This is a genomic window from Neolewinella litorea (assembly GCF_004803465.1).
Lineage (GTDB): Bacteria > Bacteroidota > Bacteroidia > Chitinophagales > Saprospiraceae > Neolewinella > Neolewinella litorea.
The window spans coordinates 53,284-73,706 of record NZ_SRSF01000006.1 but is presented as its reverse complement, the minus strand read 5'-3'; the positions used below and the strand labels follow the sequence as shown (position 1 = coordinate 73,706).

Annotated in this window: 19 protein-coding genes; 10 read left to right on the top strand and 9 right to left on the bottom strand. The window is 61.8% G+C overall.

Features of this window, described 5'->3' with window-relative positions; genetic code table 11:
• Positions 1-11: 11 nt before the first annotated feature.
• Both E4021_RS13525 and E4021_RS13520 read right to left on the bottom strand, forming a co-directional pair.
• On the bottom strand, positions 12-1,124 hold the full coding sequence (locus tag E4021_RS13525; RefSeq protein WP_136459903.1) for a DUF4249 family protein: 1,113 nt from the start codon (positions 1,122-1,124) through the stop codon (positions 12-14).
• Entirely contained in the window at positions 1,121-3,823 is a 2,703-nt protein-coding gene (locus E4021_RS13520) for a TonB-dependent receptor (protein ID WP_136459902.1), read from the bottom strand. Before E4021_RS13520 ends, E4021_RS13525 begins: the two co-directional genes overlap by 4 nt.
• A gap of 184 nt (positions 3,824-4,007) precedes the next feature.
• Between E4021_RS13520 and E4021_RS13515 the strand changes: the two genes are divergently transcribed.
• On the top strand, positions 4,008-6,143 hold the full coding sequence (locus E4021_RS13515; RefSeq protein WP_136459901.1) for a carboxy terminal-processing peptidase: 2,136 nt from the start codon (positions 4,008-4,010) through the stop codon (positions 6,141-6,143).
• Positions 6,144-6,495: 352 nt separating this feature from the next.
• Here the strand turns inward: E4021_RS13515 and hisS are convergent, their stop codons facing one another.
• The 3 genes from hisS to E4021_RS13500 all read right to left on the bottom strand — a co-directional run bounded on the left by hisS (position 6,496) and on the right by E4021_RS13500 (position 9,916).
• The gene (gene hisS, locus E4021_RS13510; protein WP_136459900.1) at positions 6,496-7,839 is read right to left on the bottom strand and encodes a histidine--tRNA ligase; all 1,344 of its coding nucleotides are present in this window, start codon (positions 7,837-7,839) and stop codon (positions 6,496-6,498) included.
• A gap of 68 nt (positions 7,840-7,907) precedes the next feature.
• Positions 7,908-8,681: a hypothetical protein gene (locus E4021_RS13505; protein WP_136459899.1), complete on the bottom strand. Its 774-nt coding sequence runs from the start codon at positions 8,679-8,681 to the stop codon at positions 7,908-7,910.
• 92 nt (positions 8,682-8,773) lie between these two features.
• Positions 8,774-9,916, bottom strand: coding sequence for a tetratricopeptide repeat protein (locus E4021_RS13500; protein ID WP_136459898.1), 1,143 nt, complete (start codon positions 9,914-9,916; stop codon positions 8,774-8,776).
• Between the two features lie 390 nt (positions 9,917-10,306).
• Between E4021_RS13500 and E4021_RS13495 the strand changes: the two genes are divergently transcribed.
• The 3 genes from E4021_RS13495 (at position 10,307) to E4021_RS13485 (ending at position 13,013) form a co-directional block, all read left to right on the top strand.
• Entirely contained in the window at positions 10,307-11,161 is an 855-nt protein-coding gene (locus E4021_RS13495) for a transketolase (RefSeq protein WP_136459897.1), read from the top strand.
• 99 nt (positions 11,162-11,260) lie between these two features.
• Entirely contained in the window at positions 11,261-12,220 is a 960-nt protein-coding gene (locus tag E4021_RS13490) for a transketolase family protein (RefSeq protein WP_136459896.1), read from the top strand.
• A 202-nt stretch (positions 12,221-12,422) separates the two neighbouring features.
• Positions 12,423-13,013: a GNAT family N-acetyltransferase gene (locus E4021_RS13485; RefSeq protein ID WP_136459895.1), complete on the top strand. Its 591-nt coding sequence runs from the start codon at positions 12,423-12,425 to the stop codon at positions 13,011-13,013.
• Here E4021_RS13485 and E4021_RS13480 read toward each other — a convergent pair.
• Entirely contained in the window at positions 13,010-13,507 is a 498-nt protein-coding gene (locus tag E4021_RS13480; RefSeq protein ID WP_136459894.1) for a hypothetical protein, read from the bottom strand. The two genes, E4021_RS13485 and E4021_RS13480, sit on opposite strands and share 4 nt — an antisense overlap.
• A gap of 136 nt (positions 13,508-13,643) precedes the next feature.
• Here E4021_RS13480 and E4021_RS13475 point away from each other — a divergent pair, with 136 nt between their 5' ends.
• From E4021_RS13475 to E4021_RS18425, 4 genes are all read left to right on the top strand, one after another.
• Positions 13,644-14,516: a pirin family protein gene (locus E4021_RS13475; RefSeq protein ID WP_136459893.1), complete on the top strand. Its 873-nt coding sequence runs from the start codon at positions 13,644-13,646 to the stop codon at positions 14,514-14,516.
• A 227-nt stretch (positions 14,517-14,743) separates the two neighbouring features.
• Entirely contained in the window at positions 14,744-15,307 is a 564-nt protein-coding gene (locus tag E4021_RS13470) for an Hcp family type VI secretion system effector (protein WP_136459892.1), read from the top strand.
• A complete protein-coding gene (locus E4021_RS13465) occupies positions 15,304-16,062 on the top strand; it encodes a hypothetical protein (protein WP_136459891.1) in 759 nt (252 codons plus the stop codon). Before E4021_RS13470 ends, E4021_RS13465 begins: the two co-directional genes overlap by 4 nt.
• 206 nt (positions 16,063-16,268) lie before the next feature.
• The gene (locus tag E4021_RS18425) at positions 16,269-16,448 is read left to right on the top strand and encodes a transposase (RefSeq protein ID WP_246050303.1); all 180 of its coding nucleotides are present in this window, start codon (positions 16,269-16,271) and stop codon (positions 16,446-16,448) included.
• 200 nt (positions 16,449-16,648) lie between these two features.
• On the opposite strand, the gene E4021_RS13455 is transcribed toward E4021_RS18425, so the two are convergent.
• The gene (locus E4021_RS13455; protein WP_136459889.1) at positions 16,649-17,137 is read right to left on the bottom strand and encodes a YybH family protein; all 489 of its coding nucleotides are present in this window, start codon (positions 17,135-17,137) and stop codon (positions 16,649-16,651) included.
• 516 nt (positions 17,138-17,653) lie between these two features.
• Here E4021_RS13455 and E4021_RS13450 point away from each other — a divergent pair.
• Positions 17,654-18,940 (top strand): serine hydrolase domain-containing protein, encoded by a 1,287-nt coding sequence (locus E4021_RS13450; RefSeq protein WP_136459888.1) that lies wholly within the window; start codon positions 17,654-17,656, stop codon positions 18,938-18,940.
• 21 nt (positions 18,941-18,961) lie between these two features.
• Here E4021_RS13450 and E4021_RS13445 read toward each other — a convergent pair whose 3' ends face one another.
• Positions 18,962-19,336, bottom strand: a complete 375-nt coding sequence (locus E4021_RS13445) for a DoxX family protein (protein WP_168797601.1) — start codon at positions 19,334-19,336, stop codon at positions 18,962-18,964.
• A gap of 77 nt (positions 19,337-19,413) precedes the next feature.
• Between E4021_RS13445 and E4021_RS13440 the strand changes: the two genes are divergently transcribed.
• Complete coding sequence (locus tag E4021_RS13440; protein WP_136459886.1) at positions 19,414-19,761, top strand: DoxX family protein; 348 nt, start codon at positions 19,414-19,416, stop codon at positions 19,759-19,761.
• Positions 19,762-19,796: 35 nt separating this feature from the next.
• Here E4021_RS13440 and E4021_RS13435 read toward each other — a convergent pair whose 3' ends face one another.
• Positions 19,797-20,168: a DoxX family protein gene (locus E4021_RS13435; RefSeq protein ID WP_136459885.1), complete on the bottom strand. Its 372-nt coding sequence runs from the start codon at positions 20,166-20,168 to the stop codon at positions 19,797-19,799.
• Between the last annotated feature and the right edge of the window lie 255 nt (positions 20,169-20,423).

Genomic DNA, 20,423 nt, shown 5'->3' with positions numbered 1-20,423 from the left:
GGGCGGGTCGGTTAGAAGGTCCAGAAGGGCGGCGGGGTGAGGGAGGATCCATCGAGGCGCAGGCAGTCGTCGCAGGTAGTCGGCGGGGCGTTGGGCCGTTCGGGGGGCGGAAGCGGGCAGAAGAAGGAGGGGTTACCGGCCTCTTCGGGGGTCACGGCAATGCGGTCCAGGGTGCGGTTGGTCGCGTAAAAGTAGCCGAAGACGTTGGGGGTCAGGCCGTTCAGGTCGGTTACGTTGCCGGCTACCGGACCGGGCGGACTCCCGAAGATGCTTGCGTCCTGGTCGGCGATGCTCGCGATCTGGCTAAAGTAGGAAAAGGCGCCCCGACTGAGGGCCTCCTGGTAGACCGTGGTGTAGTTCCCTTCGGCGTAGAGGTGGTTGACCCGTACGGTGGCCAGCGGATAATCGGTCACTCGGTCGGAAGCCGCGTCGCGGCCGTCGAGCAGGTACAGGCGGTTGCCGGCCAGGTTCTGGCGGATGTAGCAGGTCTTGGGGTCGTTGTTGGTGAAGGGGAACTGCACCGGCTCGTCGGTCAGCGCGTAGTCGACCTCCAGTTGGTAGCGCAGCCGCGCGGGCGTGCCGTCCGGGTAGCGTACGGGCGCGCTCACGGTGTAGGCGATACCCGGAACGGTCACGGGCGTACCGGCGGGGGAGGTGGTCTGCAGGTCCACGAAGGAGCGGCCCACGGATTCAATCGGCAGCGGCGGTTGCAGGACGTCAAACTCCGACTGGTAGGCTTCTTCCTCCTGGGTCAGGATGGTCAGCCGGTACCCGATGCCGGGCCGGATGGTCATTTCCGGGTTGTCGAGGCCGATATCGAGGCGGTAGGCCCCGGCGCGGTAGGGCAGGATCAGCGATTGCCCCTCGGTATTCTCCAGGGTTACGCGGGCCGATACGACCTGGTTGGGTAGGTTGGAGGAGAACTGGAACAGGCGCTCCAGGTTGACCTCCGCTACGGCACCGTCGGGTTCCACGGCGAGTCTGCCGCGCACGACGATCCCCTCGGGCAGGCTATCCGCTTGTCCCAGATCGATTTCATCCACGCAACCCAGCAGCAACAGGGCGAGCATCAGGAGGGCGGGGACGCGGGTGCAGTACCCGGCGGTACAAGGTGCTGGGCTCATCGGGTTTCGATATTCAGGGTGATGGCGGGGAATACGGTGCCGAGCACGGCCAGCCGGTTGGCTACGTTGGTCTGGTCGGCCGACTGGGTGTAGTACACCGAGAAGGCATTCTTGCGGGCGTACACGTTGTAGAGGGAGACCGTCCAGCTCGTCTGCACGGTCTGTTTCTTGTTGTAGCTCTTGCCCAGGGTATAGGCCAGGTCGAGGCGGTGGTAGTCGGGGATGCGCAGGCTGTTGCGGGAGGTGTAGACCGGCACCAGCAGTCCGTTGTCCACGCGGTAGTTCCCCACCGGAGCGGTGATGGGCCGGCCCGTGCCGTAGGTGAAGTTGGCGGTGAGCGTATTGCGCTGGTTGGGGTTCCAGTTAAAGGTCATGACAAAGTTGTGCGGCTTGTCAAAGTTGGAGGAGTAGTACTCCCCGGCGTTGATGCCGGGCACCCGCCGCTCGGTGCGGGAGAGGGTGTAGCTCACCAGCCCGTTGATCTCACCGACCTTCTTCTTGCCGCTCAGCTCGAGGCCGTAGGCGCGCCCCTCCCCTACCCGGATCTCCGTTTCCAGCTGGGGGTTGACGATCACGTCGGCGAAATCGCGGTAGTCCCACAACTGATCGATGAGGCGGGCGTAGAGTTCCGCGCCGAGCTCCACATTGTTGTTGTCCAGGTTGAGGAAGTAGCCCAGCGAGACGTTGTGCGAAAGGAAGGGCGGGATGTAGCCCGTGCTCAGCTGGAACTGGGAGCTGGGCGTCGGCGAGGCGCTGAGATAAATCTGGTTGAGGTACTGCGCCGTGCGGGCGTAGCCGGTCCGGATGGAGCCGGTGCGGCCTACCCGGTAGCGGGCGCTCAGGCGGGGTTGCAGGCTGTTGTAGGCCGCTACGGTTTCGCCGGGACCGTATTCCCGGGTTCCGGTTTCGTTGCCCAGGGCGGGGATGCCGTCGGCGTACTCGGTGACCGTGCGGCCGCCCAGGAAACGGTAATTGGTATAGCGCAGTCCGGCCTTGACGCTGAAGCGGTCGGAGAAGCGGTAGTCGGCCTCGCCGAAGAGGCTCAACTCTACCCCTTCTTCCTGGGGCAGTGCACGCGGCGTGACCAGGGATTCACTGCCCTCGGGCTGCCGCTCTCCCGGATTGACGCGGTAGTGATCGATCTCCAGTCCGCCGGAGAATTGCAGGTCGTTGGATACCTCGAAGGTGAGCTGGGGCTTGAGGATGAGGTACGCTACTCCGTTGTCCAGCACCTCTCCGGTGGTGGCACCCAGGTCGGTCTGTCGGCTCTGGTAGTCGCTGTACGCCAGTCCAACCTTACCGTAGAGCCGGTCGCTGAAGATGTGGTTGTACTCGCCCTGCCCGAGCAGGGTGCGGTAGCGGAAGCCGAAGGCGTCGTTGTAGGTGAACTGGTCCTCGGAGCCGTAGCCCGACAGCGAGAGCGTACCAACGGTGCCGATGCGCTGCGTAAGGCGCAGGTTGCCGTCGACGAAGAAGGCCGAAGAGTTTTTCACGTTCTCCTGATTGGCCAGCCGCAGCACCCAGCCGGTGTAGCTGCTCCGCACCCCGGCGATGAAGCTGCTGCGGTCCTTCACGATCGGCCCCTCGAGCATCACGCGGCCTGTGACGGGGCCGATGCCCGCCTTCACCCGCAGGTGGTCGAAGTTGCCGTCGCGTTGCTGTACGTCGAGCACCGAGGCCAGTCGCCCACCAAAGCGGGCGGGCATGTTCGCCTTGTAGAGGTCGACACTCTTGAGCAGGTCGGCGTTATAGGTGGAAAAGAAGCCCAGGGCGTGACTGCTGTTGAGCAGGATGCCGTAGTCCTGCAGCAGCAGGTTTTGGTCGATCTCCCCGCCGCGGACGTTGAAGCCGGTGGCCCCTTCCCCGATGGTGCTTACGCCCGGGTTGAGCAGCAGGGCCTTCACTACGTCGGTCTCCCCCATGAAGGTGGGCAGGCGTTCGAGCTGGGCCAGGTCGAGCCGTTGCACGCCGGCCTGTACGCGGCCTACGTTGGCGTCCGCTGCTTGTTCGGTGACCGTAACCTGTTGGAGGTCGGTGGCCGCCTGCCGCAGGGCGATGTCGTAGTTTCCGTCGCCCAACACCCGGATCTCGCGCTCTTGGCGGCCGTAGCCGATGTAGGCGATCTGGAGGCGGTACTGCCCCGGCTCTACACGCAGGGTATAGTTTCCGTTCGCGTCGGTAGTGGTGGCGAGGTCGGTGCCTTCCACGCGCAGGGTGGCGCCGATGATGGGCTCCCCGTCGTCGGTCACCGTGCCCGACACGGTGGCCGTGCCACTGGCGCCCAGCGACTCAAAGCTTCCGATGGACTCCGGTCCGCGGTCGTCGGCCCCTTCCGGATCGGCGTCCAGTTGCTGGGCCACGGCGGCGTAGTAGGCGGCGTCAAATTCCGTACCTATGGTCTGAGCGGGACCGATGACGTAAACGTCGCGGTAGGCGATGAACGACAGTCCGGTGCCCGCCAGAATGGCTTCGAGGGCTTCCCGGGGGGTGGCGTTCTGCAACGAAAGGGAAATGCGCTCGTCCTTAAGCTGTTCCTCCTGCCAGAAGACACGCATGGGGGTGGTGCGGTCCAGTTCCCGGAGGGCCTGGGCGCGCCCGATGGCCGGGTCTTCGAGCCGGATCGAGCCCGCCTCCTCCTGAGCGGAAAGCGACAAAGACAGGATTGAAAGGAAAAACAGAAGGTGAACGTGGACTTTCATTCGCAATTTGGCATTCGGGCACCGCTTCGGCTCGCCAAAAGTAATTGATAATTAATTCGGTGTTAAACCACCCCGTGTGCTACCCCCGACTAAACTACTGGCAGCCGCAGAACATTTAGTACGTATCACTCCGTACAAACCCAACAATTCAGGGTCCACTGGCGGAGTTGTTAAAAGAAAATCTATGAAAACGAGAGCCCACCTGCTCTTCTCCGCCCTCCTGCTGGTATTTGCCCTGATCGCGGCTACCCTGCCGACGCATCAGATCCAGGTGCCCCCCGGTGATGCGCCCTCCGTGATCCTGCGCACCATGCTCGCCAACCTGGAGAATTATCACTACCAGCCGGTCGACATCAACGACAAATTTTCCGAGCGGGTCTTTGACCAGTACCTGAACGACGTCGACGGCGCTCGCCTGTTCTTTACCCAGGATGACATTGCCGCCTTCTCCAAGTACCGCACGGAAATCGACGATCAGAGCAAGGCCGGGGAGTTCACCTTTTACAACCTGGTACAGGAACGCTGGATGGCCGCCCTCGACAAGACCCAGGCGTGGTACGAGGAGATTCTCGCCGAACCCTTTGACCTCGATGCCGAAGGCACCTTCACCGACCGCGACGAAACCTCCCCCTGGGCCGCCAGCGACGCCGAACTGAAGCAGTACTGGCACGACTACATGAAGCGCGACGTGATCAACCAGATCGTCGAAAAGCGCGAAGAAATCGAACGCGACACCACCGGCCAGGAGTTCCCCAGCCTCGACAGCCTCGAAACGGAATACCGCGGCAAGATCCTCGAACGCTACCACGACTGGTTCAAGCGGATGCGGGAAATGAAGCCGAGCATCAAGGAGGGCCAGTACCTCAACGCCATGACGGCCGTATTCGACCCGCATACCAGCTACTTCCGGCCCAAGGACAAAGAGTCCTTCGACATCCGCTTCAGCGGCCGCCTGGAAGGCATTGGCGCCACGCTACAAACCGACGATGAATACACCAAGGTCACCTCCATCGTGGTGGGCGGACCGGCCTGGAAGGGCAAGGAACTCAAGGAAGACGACGTCATCATGGGCGTGCGGCAGGACGGCCAGGAACTGGTCGACATCAAGGGCATGCCCCTGGAAGACGTGGTCGACAAGATCCGCGGCAAGAAAGGAACCACCGTACACCTGAAAGTACGCAAGCCGGACGGCGTGATCCAGGACATCTCCATCGAGCGCGACGTGATCATCATCGACGAGACCTACGCCAAGTCGCTCATCATCGACGACGAGGAGGGCAACGAAAAGATCGGCTACATATCCCTGCCCAGCTTCTACGCCGACTTCGAGAACGCCGACGGTCGCTTCAGCGCCAAGGACGTCGAGGCCGAACTGGAAAAACTGAAGGATCAGGACGTCGATGGCATCATCCTTGACCTGCGTAACAACGGCGGTGGATCGCTGCGCGACGTGGTGGATATGACCGGCTTCTTCATCCCCGAAGGCCCCGTGGTACAGGTAGCCGGCCGCGGCATGGACAAGGAAATCCTGAAAGACAAAGACCGCCGCGTCCAGTACGACGGCCCCCTGGTGGTGCTCGTTAACCAGTACTCCGCCTCCGCCAGTGAGATCCTGGCCGCCGCGCTGCAGGACTACGGTCGGGCCGTGATCGTAGGCAGCAACTCCACCTTCGGCAAGGGTACGGTACAGCGCTTCATCGACATGGACCGCACCATCGCCGGCCACAACGACGTGAAGCCCCTCGGTACCGTCAAGCTGACGATGCAGAAATTCTATCGCATTAACGGCGGCTCCACCCAGCTGCGCGGGGTGACTCCCGATATCGTCCTGCCCGACAGCCGCTCGCTGCTCGAAACCGGCGAGAAGGAGCAGATCTTCCCCCTGGCCTGGTCGGAGATCGATCCGGCTGACTACAGCCAGGACATCTACCGCATCCGGAATATGGACTCGCTCAAAGCCCGCAGCGAACGCCGCGTGAGTGCCAGCTCCACCTTTAATCGCATCGAAGAAAACGCCCGCCGGGTCAAGCGGCAACGCGACCGCAATACCTACCCCCTTAGCCTGACGGAGTTCGAGGAAATGCAACGCGCCGCCCGCACCGAAGCGGAGATGTACGACGACCTCTTCGACGACGTGGTGAACCCCGGCGTGCTCAACCTCCAAGTGGACCTGGAGCCTATTCTGGCCGACGAGAGCAAAACGGCCCGCAACGACGACTTCAAGCAGAGCGTCAGCAAGGACGTCTACATCCGCGAAGCCGTCAACATCGTCGAGGACATGATCCGCCTCGAAGGAAAGAAGGGAGTGGCCGACCGCTAGGCAACAGCCCTCCTAATCGAAAGTATAAGGCCCCCGGTGCTCCTTAGGGAATGCACCGGGGGTCTTGTGTTTTTCGGTAGCGGGTCACCGACATGACGGCACGCACGCCCTATGGGAAAACACCTGAACCGATCCACCTAACCACTGCTCCACCCGGCGGGTGGAGGCTCCGGGCCACCCACGCGCTACATGAACAGCCGGACAACCCATGCGCCGCGTAACCCACGCGCCGCGTAACAAGCCGAACAGCCCACGCGCCGCGTGGGATACCACCTAAACCGATCCGTCTAATCATTACTCCACCCAAAGGGTGGAGGCACCAGACCGCCCACACGCCACGTGGGAAAATCCCCTACCTGCCAAGAAGCTCGTGCAATGAGGCAGTCTCCTGCTCCCCGGTCTTCATATGCTTGACGGAGTATTGTCCGGTTTGCGCTTCGCGGCTGCCGATGATGATGACCCGTGGTGCATTGCGCTGGTCGGCGTACTTGAGCATTTTGCCCAGTTTGCCGGCTTCGGGATAGAGGTCGGCGTTTTGCCCAGATTGGCGGAGCAGGCGCAGTACATCAAAGCCGTGGGCAAGGCTTTCGTCATCGAGGCAAACGAGCAGGTATTGCAGATCTTCGCTGGCGTCGGCGGGGAAGAGGTCGAGCTCTTCCAGTACGTCGTAGATGCGCTCGGCACCGAAGCTGATGCCCACGCCCGGCAGGTCGCGGCCGCCGAAGATGCCCGTCAGGTCGGCGTAGCGGCCGCCCCCGGCAATGCTGCCCATCTTGATGGTGGGGTGCGCGTCGGTGTCCACGGCCACTTCGTAGATGCAGCCGGTGTAGTAGTTGAGTCCGCGGGCGAGGGTGACGTCGAATTCCACTCGGCTGGTGAGGCTGCCCACCCGGTCGAATACCTCTTGGAGTTCGGCGATGCCACGCCGGCCGATCTCGCTTTCCTGCAGCAGGGGGGCTACCTTCTCCAGGCTGGTAACCCCGAGGAATTGCTTGATTACTTGTACGGCACCCGCGTCCACGCCCCGTTCCAGGAGCTCCTTTTCCACGCCCGCTTCCCCGATCTTGTCGAGTTTATCGATGGCGATCGTGATGTCCATCATGCGGTCGGCGTGTCCGGCGATCTCGGCCAGGCCGGCCAGAATCTTGCGGTTGTTGAGGCGGATGACGGCCTTCAGGCCCAGGGCGGCGAAGACCTCGTCGAGCAGCTGGGTGAGTTCGGCCTCGTAGAGGAGCGAATCGGAGCCCACCACGTCGGCATCGCACTGGTAGAACTCGTTGTAGCGTCCCTTCTGCGGCCGGTCGGCGCGCCACACCGGGGCGATGGCGTAGCGCTTGAAGGGGAAGGCCAGGTCGTTCTGATGCATAACCACGTAGCGCGCGAAAGGCACGGTGAGGTCGTAACGCAGTCCGCGCTTGGAGATCTGCGGCAGCACGGCGTCGCTGTCCTGGGCGGCCAGGTCGCCGGTGTCGGCCTTGCGCAGGAAATCGCCGTTGTTGAGCACCTTGAAGAGCAGGCGGTCGCCCTCTTCGCCGTACTTCCCGGTGAGGGTGGAGAGGTTTTCCATCACCGGCGTTTCGATGGGCTGGTAGCCGTAGCGGTGGAAATGCTGACGGATCACGTCGAAGATGTAATTGCGCCGGCGCACTTCGTGGGGCAGGAAATCCCGGGTGCCTTTGGGGATGGACGGTTTCATGGGCGCGAAGGTAGGGAAGTACGGATTACGGGGCGGCGTGCAGGCTGGCGGACGATCCTTTCAGCGCCCTACTCCGTCGCCGATATTACGCGGATGACCTTCCCTTCCGCATCCAGGAATTCGATCCGCGCCGCGCCCGCCGAATCCACCACCGCCCGGAGGCGTTCCTGGCTTTTCCAGTCGCTCAGGCGCAGGGCCGCCATGCGCCGGTTGCTTTCCAGGGCAACCCGGCGGCCGCCGAATTCTCCCGCGTCGGCCCGGGCCTTAAAGCCCTGCAGGACGGCCTGCCGCTCCTGCTCCGGCAGCAGCGCCGTGGAATCGAGCAGGGCTTTGTAGTCGTAGAGGTCAAAGTCCGTCGACCGGTCGTTCACGTAGAAGCCGGCGCGCTGCCGCTCCCCGTACCCCTCGTATTGCATCAGGGCCACCTGGTCGTGCCGGTACTGGTCCAGGGATAGGTGGCCCAAGGCGTACGGTTCCTCCCGGTGATCGTCGAGGCGGTAGATCAGTCCGCCAACTTCGTGGCCTTTATAGAAGAAGATAAGTCCGGCCGAGCCGCCCCGGGTAGTGACCGTATCGCCACCGATCACCACCCCCGGCATCTGGACGGAATTGGCCGCCAGCAGGGCCAGGCTGCCGTCGGGCTCCACCACATCCAGCCGGCCGGTGACTACCACATCCGCCCGCAGGGTGTCGGCTTCCACCACCCGGGCCGCTAACTCTCCGAAATAAACGGTCTTGACGGGCCCCGCCGCAATGAGCAGAACCCCCGCGAGCAACAGAAACAACAGAGTAGTCAGGCGGGTAAGCAGGTGGACGCGGCGTTCCAGTTCATTGAAGGTCATAGGGTGGACTTTTGGCCGGTGGCAAAAGCACCGGCAGGACGGAAATGTGGCGGCGCGACCCTCCGATTCCGGGAGCAGCCTCCGGATGGAATTTACAATTCGCCCAGCAACTCCACCGCCCGCTGCCGGTAGGGGTGGGAAGGATCGTCCGCGATCCGTTTCAGCTGGGTCCGGGCTTGGGGGCGATTGCCGAGGGCCAACACCGCCAGGGCATCGTACCACCGGGCGGCGTCGTGGAAGGGGCTGTCGACCGGCAGACGGGCCAGCCACTGTCGGGCGCGGGCGGGATCATCCAGTGCCAGGGCACTTACGCCCAGGTAAAGGGGTGCGGCGGGGTAGGCATCGGCCGTGGGCAGCAATTCTTCGTAGGCCGTGCGGTAGTCGCCGCGGTCGTAGTAGGTGAGGATCTGGTTCAGGTCGCGCTCTTCGGCCGTGGTGGGTGGCGTGGTGGCAAAGTGGTTCGGGTAGGGAGTAAAGTAGGTGGCATAGAGCCCTTCCGGACTCGCCTGCGCGTAGAACGTATCGTAAGCCAGCCACAGCAGGATGCCCGTCAGGAGGCCGGCCAGCACGATTCCGGGCGTGGGGGCGTTCAGTTTCCAGCGCTGGCGGGGAGATAATTTTACGGCCTGGGGCGGCGGCGGCGCGGGTGCTGTAACCTCCTCCGCTGGTGCCGGCTCGCGACCGAGTGTTTCCATCAGGTCCTGTCGTCCGGCCACGGTGATTACCGGAGTGTACAGCAGGGTTCCGCCGGAGAAGTCCGTCTCCAGGGCCCGGCGGCAGGACGCGATATCGGCGGCTACTTCTTCGGCTTCGTCCTCGCGGTCCAGGACGCGGGCGATGACGTGGGGCTCCAGTTCGTGGTAATCGGCCAGCAGGAGCAATTCCCGGCAGTCGCTTCGCTCGTTCAGTAGCTTCAGTAGTTCCCGGCCCGGCTCATCGAGTTTGATGGTCTTGGGGAGGTAATCGAGTGGACTCTCCCCCAGCGGAAACTCGCCCGTCCGGACGCTCTGCCCCGTGAAGTACCGCTCGGCGATGGTCGTAAGGTAGGTGAATACGTCACCTGTATAAGGGTCGTCGGACCGCTTGCTGGCCTCGTACCAGGCGATCAGGGCCCGGCGGTAATTGAGGCGCGCTTCCGCCAGGGGATACTCCTGTTCGGCCGCCCACTGCAGGTAGTCGGACAGGTGCGCCGCATAGTGTTTCCTGAGTTCGGCGAGCAGTCGGCCGTTTTGCATGGGTGAGGGTTACGGTGATGCGAACGCCGGGGGGCGGGGTGGGGTTTGGGGGGCTCGGGGCACGTTATGTCCGCGAAGCCCATTCCTCGGTGCCCTCGGAATTGACTTCGCTAAGTCGGAGGCGTCCCTTTCAGGGCCGCTTGGGCGGGCTGCTGAGGGAAACTGACGTTATGTCCGCGAAGCCCATTCCTCGGTGCCCTCGGAATTAACTTCGCTGGTAAGGGGGCGTCCCTTTCAGGGCCGCTTTGGGGGGACGAGCCTTAGCCGTCGTACCTGCGGGGCCGATTCGTAACGCCGTGCAGGGAACAAAAGGGGGCCTCATCCTTTTGGAATACCTAAATTCGCGACTCCTTGCCGTAACCGGCATTTTACATAAACCATACTCCATACATGGCAGACATCCAAGAACTAAAGAAAATCGCTTCCCAGGTCCGGCGCGACATTATCCGGGAGGTATTCCTCTGCCAGAGCGGCCACCCCGGCGGTGCCCTCGGCAATGCCGATCTGCTGGTAGCCCTCTACTTCGAGGTGATGAAGCACGACCCGTCCTTCAATATGGAGGCGGAAGGCGAAGATGTTTTCTTCCTTTCCAACGGCCATATCTCTCCGGTCTGGTACAGCGTCCTTGCCCGTGCCGGCTACTTCCCGGTGGAAGAGCTCAAGACCTTCCGCGCCATCGACAGCCGCCTGCAGGGGCACCCCACCACCCACGAAGGTCTGCCCGGCGTACGCGTCGCATCCGGTTCCCTCGGACAGGGCGTCAGCGTAGCCTGCGGCATGGCTCTTTCCAAAAAGATGAACGGCGACGACCGTACCGTATTCGTACTGACCGGGGACGGTGAGCACCAGGAAGGGCAAATCTGGGAAGCGGCGCTCTTCGCCCCCGATAAGCAACTGGACAACCTGGTCCTAATCATTGACGACAACGGCCAGCAGATCGACGGCCCCACCAAGGAAGTGATGTACATGGGTTCCTTCGAAGCCAAGTACAAGGCCTTCGGCTGGGACGTGCTTCACATGAACGGCAACGACATGGAGGAAGTGGTTACCACCCTGAAGAAGGTCCAGACCAAGCGCAACGGACAACCCACCTGCATCGTCATGGAAACCGAAATGGGCATGGGCGTCGACTTCATGATGGGCTCCCACCACTGGCACGGCAAGGCTCCGAGCAAGGAACAGGCCGAAACCGCCCTCAACCAGTTGGAGGAGACGCTGGGCGACTTTCCCGCTGAAGGAATATGAGTAGGTCTTTAGGCTTTTAGTTCTTTAGGCACATAGTCCCCAGGCCGGCGCTTCGTTTCCGGCTCGCTTTTCAATCATCACCCAAGAATATCCTAGCGCATGCTATCCCTCGATAAATTACAATCCACCGGCAAGAAAGCCACCCGCGACGGCTTCGGCGCCGGACTTAAGGCCGCCGGCGACCAGCACGACAACGTTGTAATGCTGACCGCCGACCTGCGCGGCTCCATGAAGTCGGAAGATTTCATCAATGCCTACCCCGATCGCTTCATCCAGTGCGGCATCTCGGAAGCCAACATGATGGGCGTCGCCGCCGGTCTGGCCACCGCGGGTAAGATTCCCGTCACGACCACCTTTGCCAACTTCAGCACGGGCCGCGTCTACGACCAGATCCGCCAGTCGATCGCCTACAGCGACAAGAACGTCAAGATCTGCGCCAGCCACGCCGGCCTTACCCTGGGCGAGGACGGAGCCACCCACCAGATCCTGGAAGACATCGGCATGATGCGCATGCTGCCCGGCATGACGGTCATCAACCCCTGCGACTTCAATCAGACCAAAGCCGCCGTCCAGGCCATCGCCAAACACCACGGTCCGGTCTACCTACGGTTCGGCCGCCCGAGCTGGCCCATCTTCATCCCCGAGGACACCAAGTTCGAGATCGGAAAAGCCCTGCACCTCAGTGAAGGCAGCGATGTGACCATCTTCGCCACCGGCCACCTGGTCTGGAAAGCCGTCGAAGCAGCCCGCCAGCTCGCCGAGGAAGGCATCAGCGTCGACCTGATCAACATCCACACGATCAAGCCCCTCGACGAGGAAGCCGTCATCGCCAGCGCCAAGAAGACCGGCGCCGTAGTCACTTGCGAAGAGCACAACAAGTACGGCGGACTCGGCAGCGCCATCGCCGAATGCCTCGCCAAGCACCACCCCACCCGCCAGGAGTTCGTTGCCACCGACGACACCTTCGGCGAATCCGGTGAAGCCGAAGAACTGCTAGAGAAGTACGGCCTAGGCACCAAGGACGTGGTCGCCGCCGTAAAACGCGTACTGGGTAAGTAAACCCATTACCGACCCCCAACTTGACGAAGGATTGAAGACTAGCCGAAAGGCGCTTCAATCCTTCGTTATTTTAGGGAGGCTGCATCCCACCAGTCGTCACGAACTTTGCGCTAGGCGCCAAGGATTCGTCGGAAGACGGTGGCGACGAGCCTAAGGCGAGCAGCGCCATACCTTAACCCCTTTACCCCTTTAACCTTCCCCCATGGAAGCGCCTATCAAAATCACCCTGGCCCGCAAGGACTACCAGCTCAAGCAGATCCTTGCCCTCCAGCGCGCCAACCTGATCGAGAGCGTTGATGCGGACACCGCCAGTGCCCAGGGCTTCGTCACGGCTACGCACGACCTGCCCCTGCTCCAGCGCATGACCGCCGCCGCCGCCTCGGTGATCGCCATCCGTGAACGCAAGGTCCTCGGCTACTGCCTGGCCATGACGCGCGACTTCAGCGAGGACATCCCGGCCCTGACTTTTCTGATCCAGCGGCAGGACAGCCTCATGCACCGCGGCCAACTTCTCGGGGAAAGTGAATACATCATCATGGGACAGATCTGCGTAGCGGAAGAGGCCCGCGGCCTCCGGCTGCCCGACCGGATGTACAAGTACCTGCGTGCCTGCTACCACCTGCGGTACACCTACTGCGTCACTGCCATCGACGCGCGTAATACGCGGTCGCAGCACGTCCACGAGCGCGTCGGGTTTGAGGAACTGGACCGCTTTACCTCCGCCGACGGCCGCAACTGGATCCTGGTGATCTGGAACTGGCGCGACGGCATGGAAGGATTCGGGGAAGACTAGCTTTCCTGAAGCACGGGCTCCTCCTCCGTAGCCACGCCCAGTCCATTACCTTCCACGTAAGGCAGGCCCGGCAGCAAGTTATCCTCCGCCGCTTCCGGTACGTACAAGTGGACGTAGAAGTGACCATCCAGATCCGCCACGATCATCTGATGGCCCAGAAAGACCACTTTGGCGCGGTCAATCTCTTCCGGGAAATCCAGTTTTTCTTCCAGGGCAAAGGTGAATGACCGTTCCAGGTCATCGTCGCGAAAGACAAAGTGCAGGACCTCGTCTCCGTCGGACCGCGGCTTGAACTCCACCTCCGATACGGTACCAATCGCGCAAAAAGCCCTGGCCTCCTCTAGCTCTTGGTCGCCAATGTTGGCATTATAGTTCTCCACCAGCGTTTCCGCGTCCACGCCCGAGACCGGCAGCACCGCCTCTGGATCGTCGCAGGAGAAGAAACACAAGCCCATGCACAGCAAAAGCGGTAAAAGGGAAAAGAGAGAGGACATGACTAGGTGTTTGGTAATTTCGGCTAGAGCGCTTTCCGTAAAATAAGGCTTGAGCGGCACTATAACAAGGTGTTTGCAGATGCCCCAACCGCGGCAAACCCCGCAGCGTTATTAATGTACCTACAACGATTACGCCATGACCTACCGCACCGTCGCCAACGTCCTTTCTGGTCATCCCCTGCAGATGGGCATGCTTACGGTTTATCAGCCCCTGCCTACCCAGCGGGTGGACCAGATCGACCCTTTCCTGTTACTGCACCACTTCGGTCCGGTCGAGGTGGAGGCCGGGGGCCGCGATCCACTGGACCTTGGTCCGCACCCCCACCGCGGATTTGAGCCCGTCACGTTCCTTTACCAGGGCGGGATCCGCCATCGCGACTCCCGGGACAATACCGGGCACCTGCGCGCCGGCGACGTACAATGGATGACGGCGGGCCGGGGCATCATCCACAGCGAACGCGGCAGCAAGGAGTTCATGGAATCCGGCGGCACTCTGGAGGGTATCCAGCTGTGGGTAAACCTGGGGCCCGACCACAAGATGGTACAGCCGCGCTACCAGGACATCAAGGCCGCTACCATCCCCCAGGTGGAGCTGGGCGATGGCGCGGAACTGCGTGTCGTGGCCGGTAATTTTGGCGGGCTCGCGGGTGCCGCGCAAACCCACAATGCCATACTGGCGTGGCAACTGACCCTGCCCCCCGGCGTAACCGTGGACCTGCCCGTACCGGAATCCTACAACCTGGCTGCCTACCTGCTCGACGGCGGGGTGGCCGGCAGCAGCGGCTTCGAGAACCCGGCCCGCACCCTGCTCCACTACCGCAATGACGGCACGGGCATCCACCTAACCAATACTGCTGGCAATCCCGCCCGCGTCCTCGTGCTCGGCGGGGAACCCATCGGCGCGCCCGTCGTGAGCCACGGCCCCTTCGTGATGAACGACCAGACCCAAATCATGGAGGCCATGCGGGATTATAAGATGGGGAAGATGGGCTTTTACGTGGAGGAGTAAGGCAACACACCTGCGTGACGGGAGTGGGCAAACCGGATGCTCAGCCAGGTCCGGCACAATTTGTGAGTTGTCACATTGAAAAAAACCCTATATTTAGGTACACGCACCGGTGACCGCTGAATTACCGCCCCCTCCCGCAGGGCGTGGGTCACTTACCCTGACAAGTATTTGAGAGCCTGCCACCCGCCGGGCAGCAGCCAATTCAGCACTATTGAACAACGCATACCATGTTTCCACTCGCCTTTCTCCGATGGGGTCTCCCCCTGTTGGTGCTGATTGCACCATTATCCCTGACGGCCCAGTCCACAAATATGTACCTGGACATCCCGGGGATCAAAGGGACATCAACCACGACTGGGTACGAAAACCTAATAGAAATTCAGGACTTCTCCTGGAATACGGAGACCACCGTATCCGATCCTTCCACCGGCGGGCCCAGGGATGCCTCGCGGCCATCCTTGTGCACCATCCGGTTAGGCAAGCAAGTCGACATATCTTCTCCTTACCTTTTCAAGAGTGCGGTTTTGGGTGAGGTGCACCTCCAAATAAAACTCCAACAGGTACAATTATCCCAATCCGGCCCGTCCAACGTTTTTGTGGAGTATGTGCTGGACAACGTCATCATTTCACTCTACGACACCGGAGGAGTTGGAACCGAGCGTGGGCAGGAAGTGATTGCCCTTAGTCCTTCCCGGATTGAAATGACGGTAAACGAGATTGACCCGGCTACCGGGGCGGTGGGAAAAACCCATACTGCCTATTACGACTTCGAAACCGGTAACGGAGGATGAACCTGAGGACTACTCGGCTGCTCTGTTACGCTCTGCTGCTGGCTTACGGGGGGTATACCGGCACGGCCAACGGCCAGACCCCCTCGGCCTTTGCCGTTAAATACAGCAGCGTATCCGGCTACGCAGTGGGTGGGTACTCCATTGCCCCGCTGTCGGAAACCTTTGAAAACGCCTCGGGCTGTATGGTCGCAGCCGAAGCCCCGCCCCCCTTCCCCCTTCGTATCACTGCCCTGGAAGCTACCCGCGACAACGCCACCACGGTGACCCTGAGCTGGGAAATTGAGGAAAGCGACAGTGGTGAATACCGCTGGACGCTGGAGCGCCGCCTGGACGTGGAGGCCGTATTCACCACTGTCCGCGAACTGCCGCGGGCGCTCATCCTGCAGCGGGAGTACCTCGACCCGAACGCCCACTTCGGCACCTCCTACTATCGGGTCCGGGGGGAAGCCGCCGACGGGGCCAACATCTACAGCCGCATCCGCGCGGTGGACAACGAATTCCGGCGCCCCGAGCTGAGGGTGTTCCCCACCCCGACGCGCCGCGCGGCCAGCGTACAGCTGCCGGATGCGGACCACCCCTTCGCCCTGCGGTTGTCCGACCACTTCGGCCGCACCGTCTGGGCCCGCCGCTTCCCCGCCGCCTCGGCTAATCCCCTGCGGCTCACCTTTCCTGACCTGCCCCCCGGGGTGTATCTCCTCCACTGGTCATCGGGCGCCGCCCCGGGTACGGTGGCCCGGGTGGTGGTGGGGTATTGAGTGGGCTTTTGGCTGTGTCCGTGCCCCGCGACCACTTTGTGGTAGAACTAACCCTAAATTAGTTCACCTTCCCACAGTGGTTTCACCGTGCGATGAAGCTAGTTCCCCCTCCCAGCGCCTCGAGATCCTGGGCCAGGTCGACGCCGGCACTCCCCCACCCAAACTATATCCGCTGCGATAATGGTCCGGAATTTATTCGCCATAATGTGCGCCAGTGGGCTGACGACCGTGCCGTAGAACTCCGGCACATCCAGCCGAGAAGACCGAGCCAAAACGGACACATCGAACGGCTGAACAAACCCTTGCGCTTGGAGTGCATGAACCAGAACAGGTTCGCCTCACTGGAAGGGCTCAACGAGCAGATCCAGGACGGGTCAGTAATCTAAACTATGACCGGTCGCCCCAGATCCTTGGCTAGTAAAGCCCCGGAGCCTACGAAAACGCAAACGACAATTTCTACTTTCCACTGGTCGCGGCTTAGGGGAGGCGTACAACCGGGAAGAATCCATATGCCAATTGCTCACGCTGAGAAATTAATTGTCGTGCCCTAGCTCGTAGCAGGAGGGAGTGAAAGTATGGTAACAGACTACTCGCTACCAGCTTCAGGAGCATCGGTGTTCCAGATGTCCCGGATGCACACGTATTTCCCATCCCGTTTTTCGAATACGGAGACGTACTTCCCCGTAGTGACGTTGCCCGCGGCGTCGGTTGTCGTACTGGTGCCCGCTTCTACGAGGAGATCGCCCGAAGCTTTAATGTCCGTGACCTGGAAGGTGGTGGTAGAGCCCGCGGTATCCCTGGCCATATCCGCCCTGACCTGGTCCAGGATGGCTGCCTTCCCGCTAACCGTTGGCTGATTATTAGGCATACTTACCGCATCGTCGGCGTAGTAAACGACTACCCCATCCGGGTCTTTGGCGTTTTGGGCTTCGGCGTAAGCGTCCTCCATCGCCTGGATTTCCGCTCTGAGCTCGTTCATGTCTAGGGCCTGGGCTTCTTCCCTTTCCGGTTCATTGCAGGAAACGAGGGAGATCAGCAACATGCCGGCAAGGAGTGAAATTGGTGTGATGTTCATGGTGAATGTCTTGTTTCAGTGTAAATGGTCATGGCGGTGTTCCCAGCGGATGTGGTTGACCCGGAGGATTGGTATGCAATAGCTCTCTTAATATACGATCTATTTAACTGGCTTTCACCGGATTATTAAGCACCGCCGGGGTCGTGATGGGCCAGACTGAGCTAGAGTGGCAGGGTACCGGTCTCCGTATTTGTCACTGCGTACGCCTCAATCGGTAGTCCTATGCATGCTTCCAGTATGCCGCAATGCTGAATGAGATCACATCTCGCTTGTTTATTTGGAGGGTTCCACTGACGCTTTCGAAGGGTCCGCTCCAGTCCGGGGTTCCACCAGGGCGGCCCTAGGCGAGGATTCTCCGGCACAGGCCGGCACAACCGGGAAAGCCCGGAACCCGCGCCCCCGCACACCTTGTGCATGTACGACGTAGTAGCGGTGACGAATCGGGGGGGGGGTAAAGCATAGGTGACTCAATAAGCATATCCGTTTATCTTCGGTGCAATCAATTCCGTTCCGACCATGCACCCCCGCCCACTACTCCTCCTACTCTCCTGCCTGATGGCCTTCAGCCTCCTGGCCCAGACGCCCTCCGTACAGCAGTCTCCCCCGCTCACCACCGCCGATCCGGCCAGCGTGGGGATGTCGGAGGAGCGGCTGGCACGTATTGGCACCATGCTGGAGGAGGCTATCGCGGAGGGGCAGGTCCCCGGGGCCGTAGCGCTGGTGGCCCGCAACGGGAAGATCGTCTACCACCAGGCCTTTGGCACGGCCGCGGCCGACGGGCGGGAATTGGAGCGGGACGCCATCTTTCGCATCGCATCACAGACCAAGGCCATCACCTCCACCGCAGTGATGATGCTGTGGGAGCAGGGGCTCTTCCAACTCGACGACCCGATCAGCAAGTACATCCCCGCGTTCGCGGACGCGCAGGTGCTAGATACCCTGTACGAGGACGGTACCTACGACACCCGTCCGGCTGACAAGCCCATCACCATCCGCCACCTGCTCACCCACACCTCCGGACTTGGCTACGGCGTCATCGACGGCGACCCGCGCTTCAAGCGGATCTACGCGGACGCAGGGGTCACGGATCTCTTCACCACCGAGGACATCTCCATCGAGGAGAGCGTGCTGAAGCTGGCCGCCCTGCCCCTCCACCACGATCCCGGTGCGGCGTACACTTACAGCGAGGGGCTGGACGTACTCGGCTACTTCATCGAGGTTATGTCAGGGGAGCCGCTGGACGAATACTTTCGCAACCACATCTTCGAGCCGCTGGGCATGGACGACACCTGGTTCTACCTGCCCCAGGGCAAGCACGACCGCCTCGTGGCCATTCAGCGGCCCGCGGACGACGGATGGGAGAACTACCCCACCACCTTCTACGATCCGAATTACCCGGTGACCGGCGCCCAACGCTTCTTTTCCGGCGGGGCGGGACTTTCCAGCACGGCCGAGGACTACGCCGCCTTCCTGCAGATGTACCTCAACGGCGGGGAGCTGAACGGCACCCGCCTGCTCAGCCGCACCACCGTAGAGAGCATCATGGCTAACCAGGTGGGCGACCTGCTGAACCCCGGCTCCTACTACGGACTGGCCTTCGGCGTGGTGGACGAAACCGGTCAGGGCCGGGGCGGCCGCGGCAGTGAGGGTACCTTCGACTGGGGCGGCTACTTCAACACCCAGTACTTCGCCGATCCGCAGGAGCAGATTATCGGCATCCTGATGAAGCAGACCCAGGGCACCTCCAAGGACCAAACAGGCTGGAAGTTCCGCCTCCTGGTCGGCGCGGCGGTGGACGACTGAGGTGCTTTATTATGCGAGGGACTAACCCAGCAGGGAAGGCTTGCGCAGCAGCGTACCCGCGTAGATCATGGCACCGATCGTCAGTCCCGGCCAGGGTACCTGGTCCAGGATCAGCTCCGCCACGGTGATGCCGCCGACGTAGGAGCAGAAGAGAAAGAAGCCAAGGTTACTCGTCCGCGGGATCCAGTAGAGCAGTACGCAGGCGATTTCGGTCAGTCCGATAGCTATGGCGTACTCGCCCATGCCCAGTTGGGCCAGCAGCGCGTGGATCTCATTGTCGGGCCAGAACTTCGTCATCCCCGAGCCGAGCACCGCCAGGGAGGGCAGAAACGAGAGGAGGTAGCCGATCGCGCGGCGGACCTGGCTGATTCCCGGGTCGTGTAACTGCAACATCATCTGGGTATTTGGCATTAGGCAGCCACCTGGCGGCCGGTTGTTTGATCGGATTTCTTCCCCCTCCCCAATTCTCCCCTATGGACCTTCCTGCCGTCGCCACTTATTTTTCGGGGGTATCCTTCCTCTTCTTCGGGGCGAGCTGCCTGACGTCCTCCTACATGAAAAGCGAGTTCATCCGTTACGGGCACGACCGCGAGCGGCCCCTCACCGGGGTGCTGCAGATGCTGGGGGGTGCGGGCCTCATCGCTGGTTTCTGGCTAATGCCCCTGCTCGCTTTCGCCGCCGCCACCGGGCTGTGCCTGATGATGGCGTACGGATTCGGCGTTCGGATGAAGATCGGCGACAGCCTTTGGGCGGCCACGCCCGCCTTTCTTTACGCCGCACTCAACCTGTACCTGGCCGTCCATTACGCCGGCCGTTGGTGAGTAAAGTTGGCTTCGAGCGGCCCCTCCAGCCGGGATCAACTGCCGGGAACGAAGGCAATGATCAGGCACAACACCAGGAACAGCGCCGCGGGGAAGGACTTGTACAGGGGGTCGCTGATCTTGAGGTGCATCAGCACGGAGCCGGTGAGCATGGCGGCCAGCCCGATGGCCGCGGGGAACCGCAGCGCCGGGTACCAGATGGCCGCGATGAGCAGGAGCGCCAGGACCACCTTAATTACACCCACCACGTACACCGACCAGACCGGCAGGCCGTAAGCCTGAAACTCTTCTACGAGGGTGGTGGCGTCGCCGCCGCGCCAGCGGGTGGCCTTCTGATTCTGCACCAGCCAGACGTTCAGGATACTGAGTCCGACGATAAGTTGGAGGGCGATAATGATGTATTCCATACTGCTATTTTGTGGGCGGAACCGCTGGAAGATACCCCCGGCCTTGCGGGGGTTCAACAGCAAAACGTGCATCCGGTTCCGGGCGGGGCAGGTGTGGGGCCGGCTGTCCCTGGGGTGTCGCGGTTGCGTCGCGGGAATTATTGCGCATATCATTTAGGGGGTTCACGGAGCTCCGAATTGCAGGGCGCGAACGCGGGTGCCATGTTTTGAGGAGAACAGCCACGGCAGTCGGCATCGAAGCCGGGGACTCTGCAC

Excerpts from the sequence above, each read along its gene's own strand:
- E4021_RS13450 (WP_136459888.1), top strand. The coding sequence starts at position 17,654 with ATGCACCCCCGCCCACTACTCCTCCTACTCTCCTGCCTGATGGCCTTC.
- E4021_RS13515 (WP_136459901.1), top strand. The coding sequence starts at position 4,008 with ATGAAAACGAGAGCCCACCTGCTCTTCTCCGCCCTCCTGCTGGTATTT.
- E4021_RS13520 (WP_136459902.1), bottom strand. The coding sequence starts at position 3,823 with ATGAAAGTCCACGTTCACCTTCTGTTTTTCCTTTCAATCCTGTCTTTG.
- E4021_RS13475 (WP_136459893.1), top strand. The coding sequence starts at position 13,644 with ATGACCTACCGCACCGTCGCCAACGTCCTTTCTGGTCATCCCCTGCAG.
- E4021_RS13445 (WP_168797601.1), bottom strand. The coding sequence starts at position 19,336 with ATGATGTTGCAGTTACACGACCCGGGAATCAGCCAGGTCCGCCGCGCG.
- E4021_RS13455 (WP_136459889.1), bottom strand. The coding sequence starts at position 17,137 with ATGAACATCACACCAATTTCACTCCTTGCCGGCATGTTGCTGATCTCC.
- E4021_RS13495 (WP_136459897.1), top strand. The coding sequence starts at position 10,307 with ATGGCAGACATCCAAGAACTAAAGAAAATCGCTTCCCAGGTCCGGCGC.
- E4021_RS13500 (WP_136459898.1), bottom strand. The coding sequence starts at position 9,916 with ATGCAAAACGGCCGACTGCTCGCCGAACTCAGGAAACACTATGCGGCG.
- E4021_RS13465 (WP_136459891.1), top strand. The coding sequence starts at position 15,304 with ATGAACCTGAGGACTACTCGGCTGCTCTGTTACGCTCTGCTGCTGGCT.
- E4021_RS13485 (WP_136459895.1), top strand. The coding sequence starts at position 12,423 with ATGGAAGCGCCTATCAAAATCACCCTGGCCCGCAAGGACTACCAGCTC.
- E4021_RS13470 (WP_136459892.1), top strand. The coding sequence starts at position 14,744 with ATGTTTCCACTCGCCTTTCTCCGATGGGGTCTCCCCCTGTTGGTGCTG.
- E4021_RS13435 (WP_136459885.1), bottom strand. The coding sequence starts at position 20,168 with ATGGAATACATCATTATCGCCCTCCAACTTATCGTCGGACTCAGTATC.
- E4021_RS13505 (WP_136459899.1), bottom strand. The coding sequence starts at position 8,681 with ATGACCTTCAATGAACTGGAACGCCGCGTCCACCTGCTTACCCGCCTG.
- E4021_RS13525 (WP_136459903.1), bottom strand. The coding sequence starts at position 1,124 with ATGAGCCCAGCACCTTGTACCGCCGGGTACTGCACCCGCGTCCCCGCC.
- hisS (WP_136459900.1), bottom strand. The coding sequence starts at position 7,839 with ATGAAACCGTCCATCCCCAAAGGCACCCGGGATTTCCTGCCCCACGAA.
- E4021_RS13490 (WP_136459896.1), top strand. The coding sequence starts at position 11,261 with ATGCTATCCCTCGATAAATTACAATCCACCGGCAAGAAAGCCACCCGC.
- E4021_RS13440 (WP_136459886.1), top strand. The coding sequence starts at position 19,414 with ATGGACCTTCCTGCCGTCGCCACTTATTTTTCGGGGGTATCCTTCCTC.
- E4021_RS13480 (WP_136459894.1), bottom strand. The coding sequence starts at position 13,507 with ATGTCCTCTCTCTTTTCCCTTTTACCGCTTTTGCTGTGCATGGGCTTG.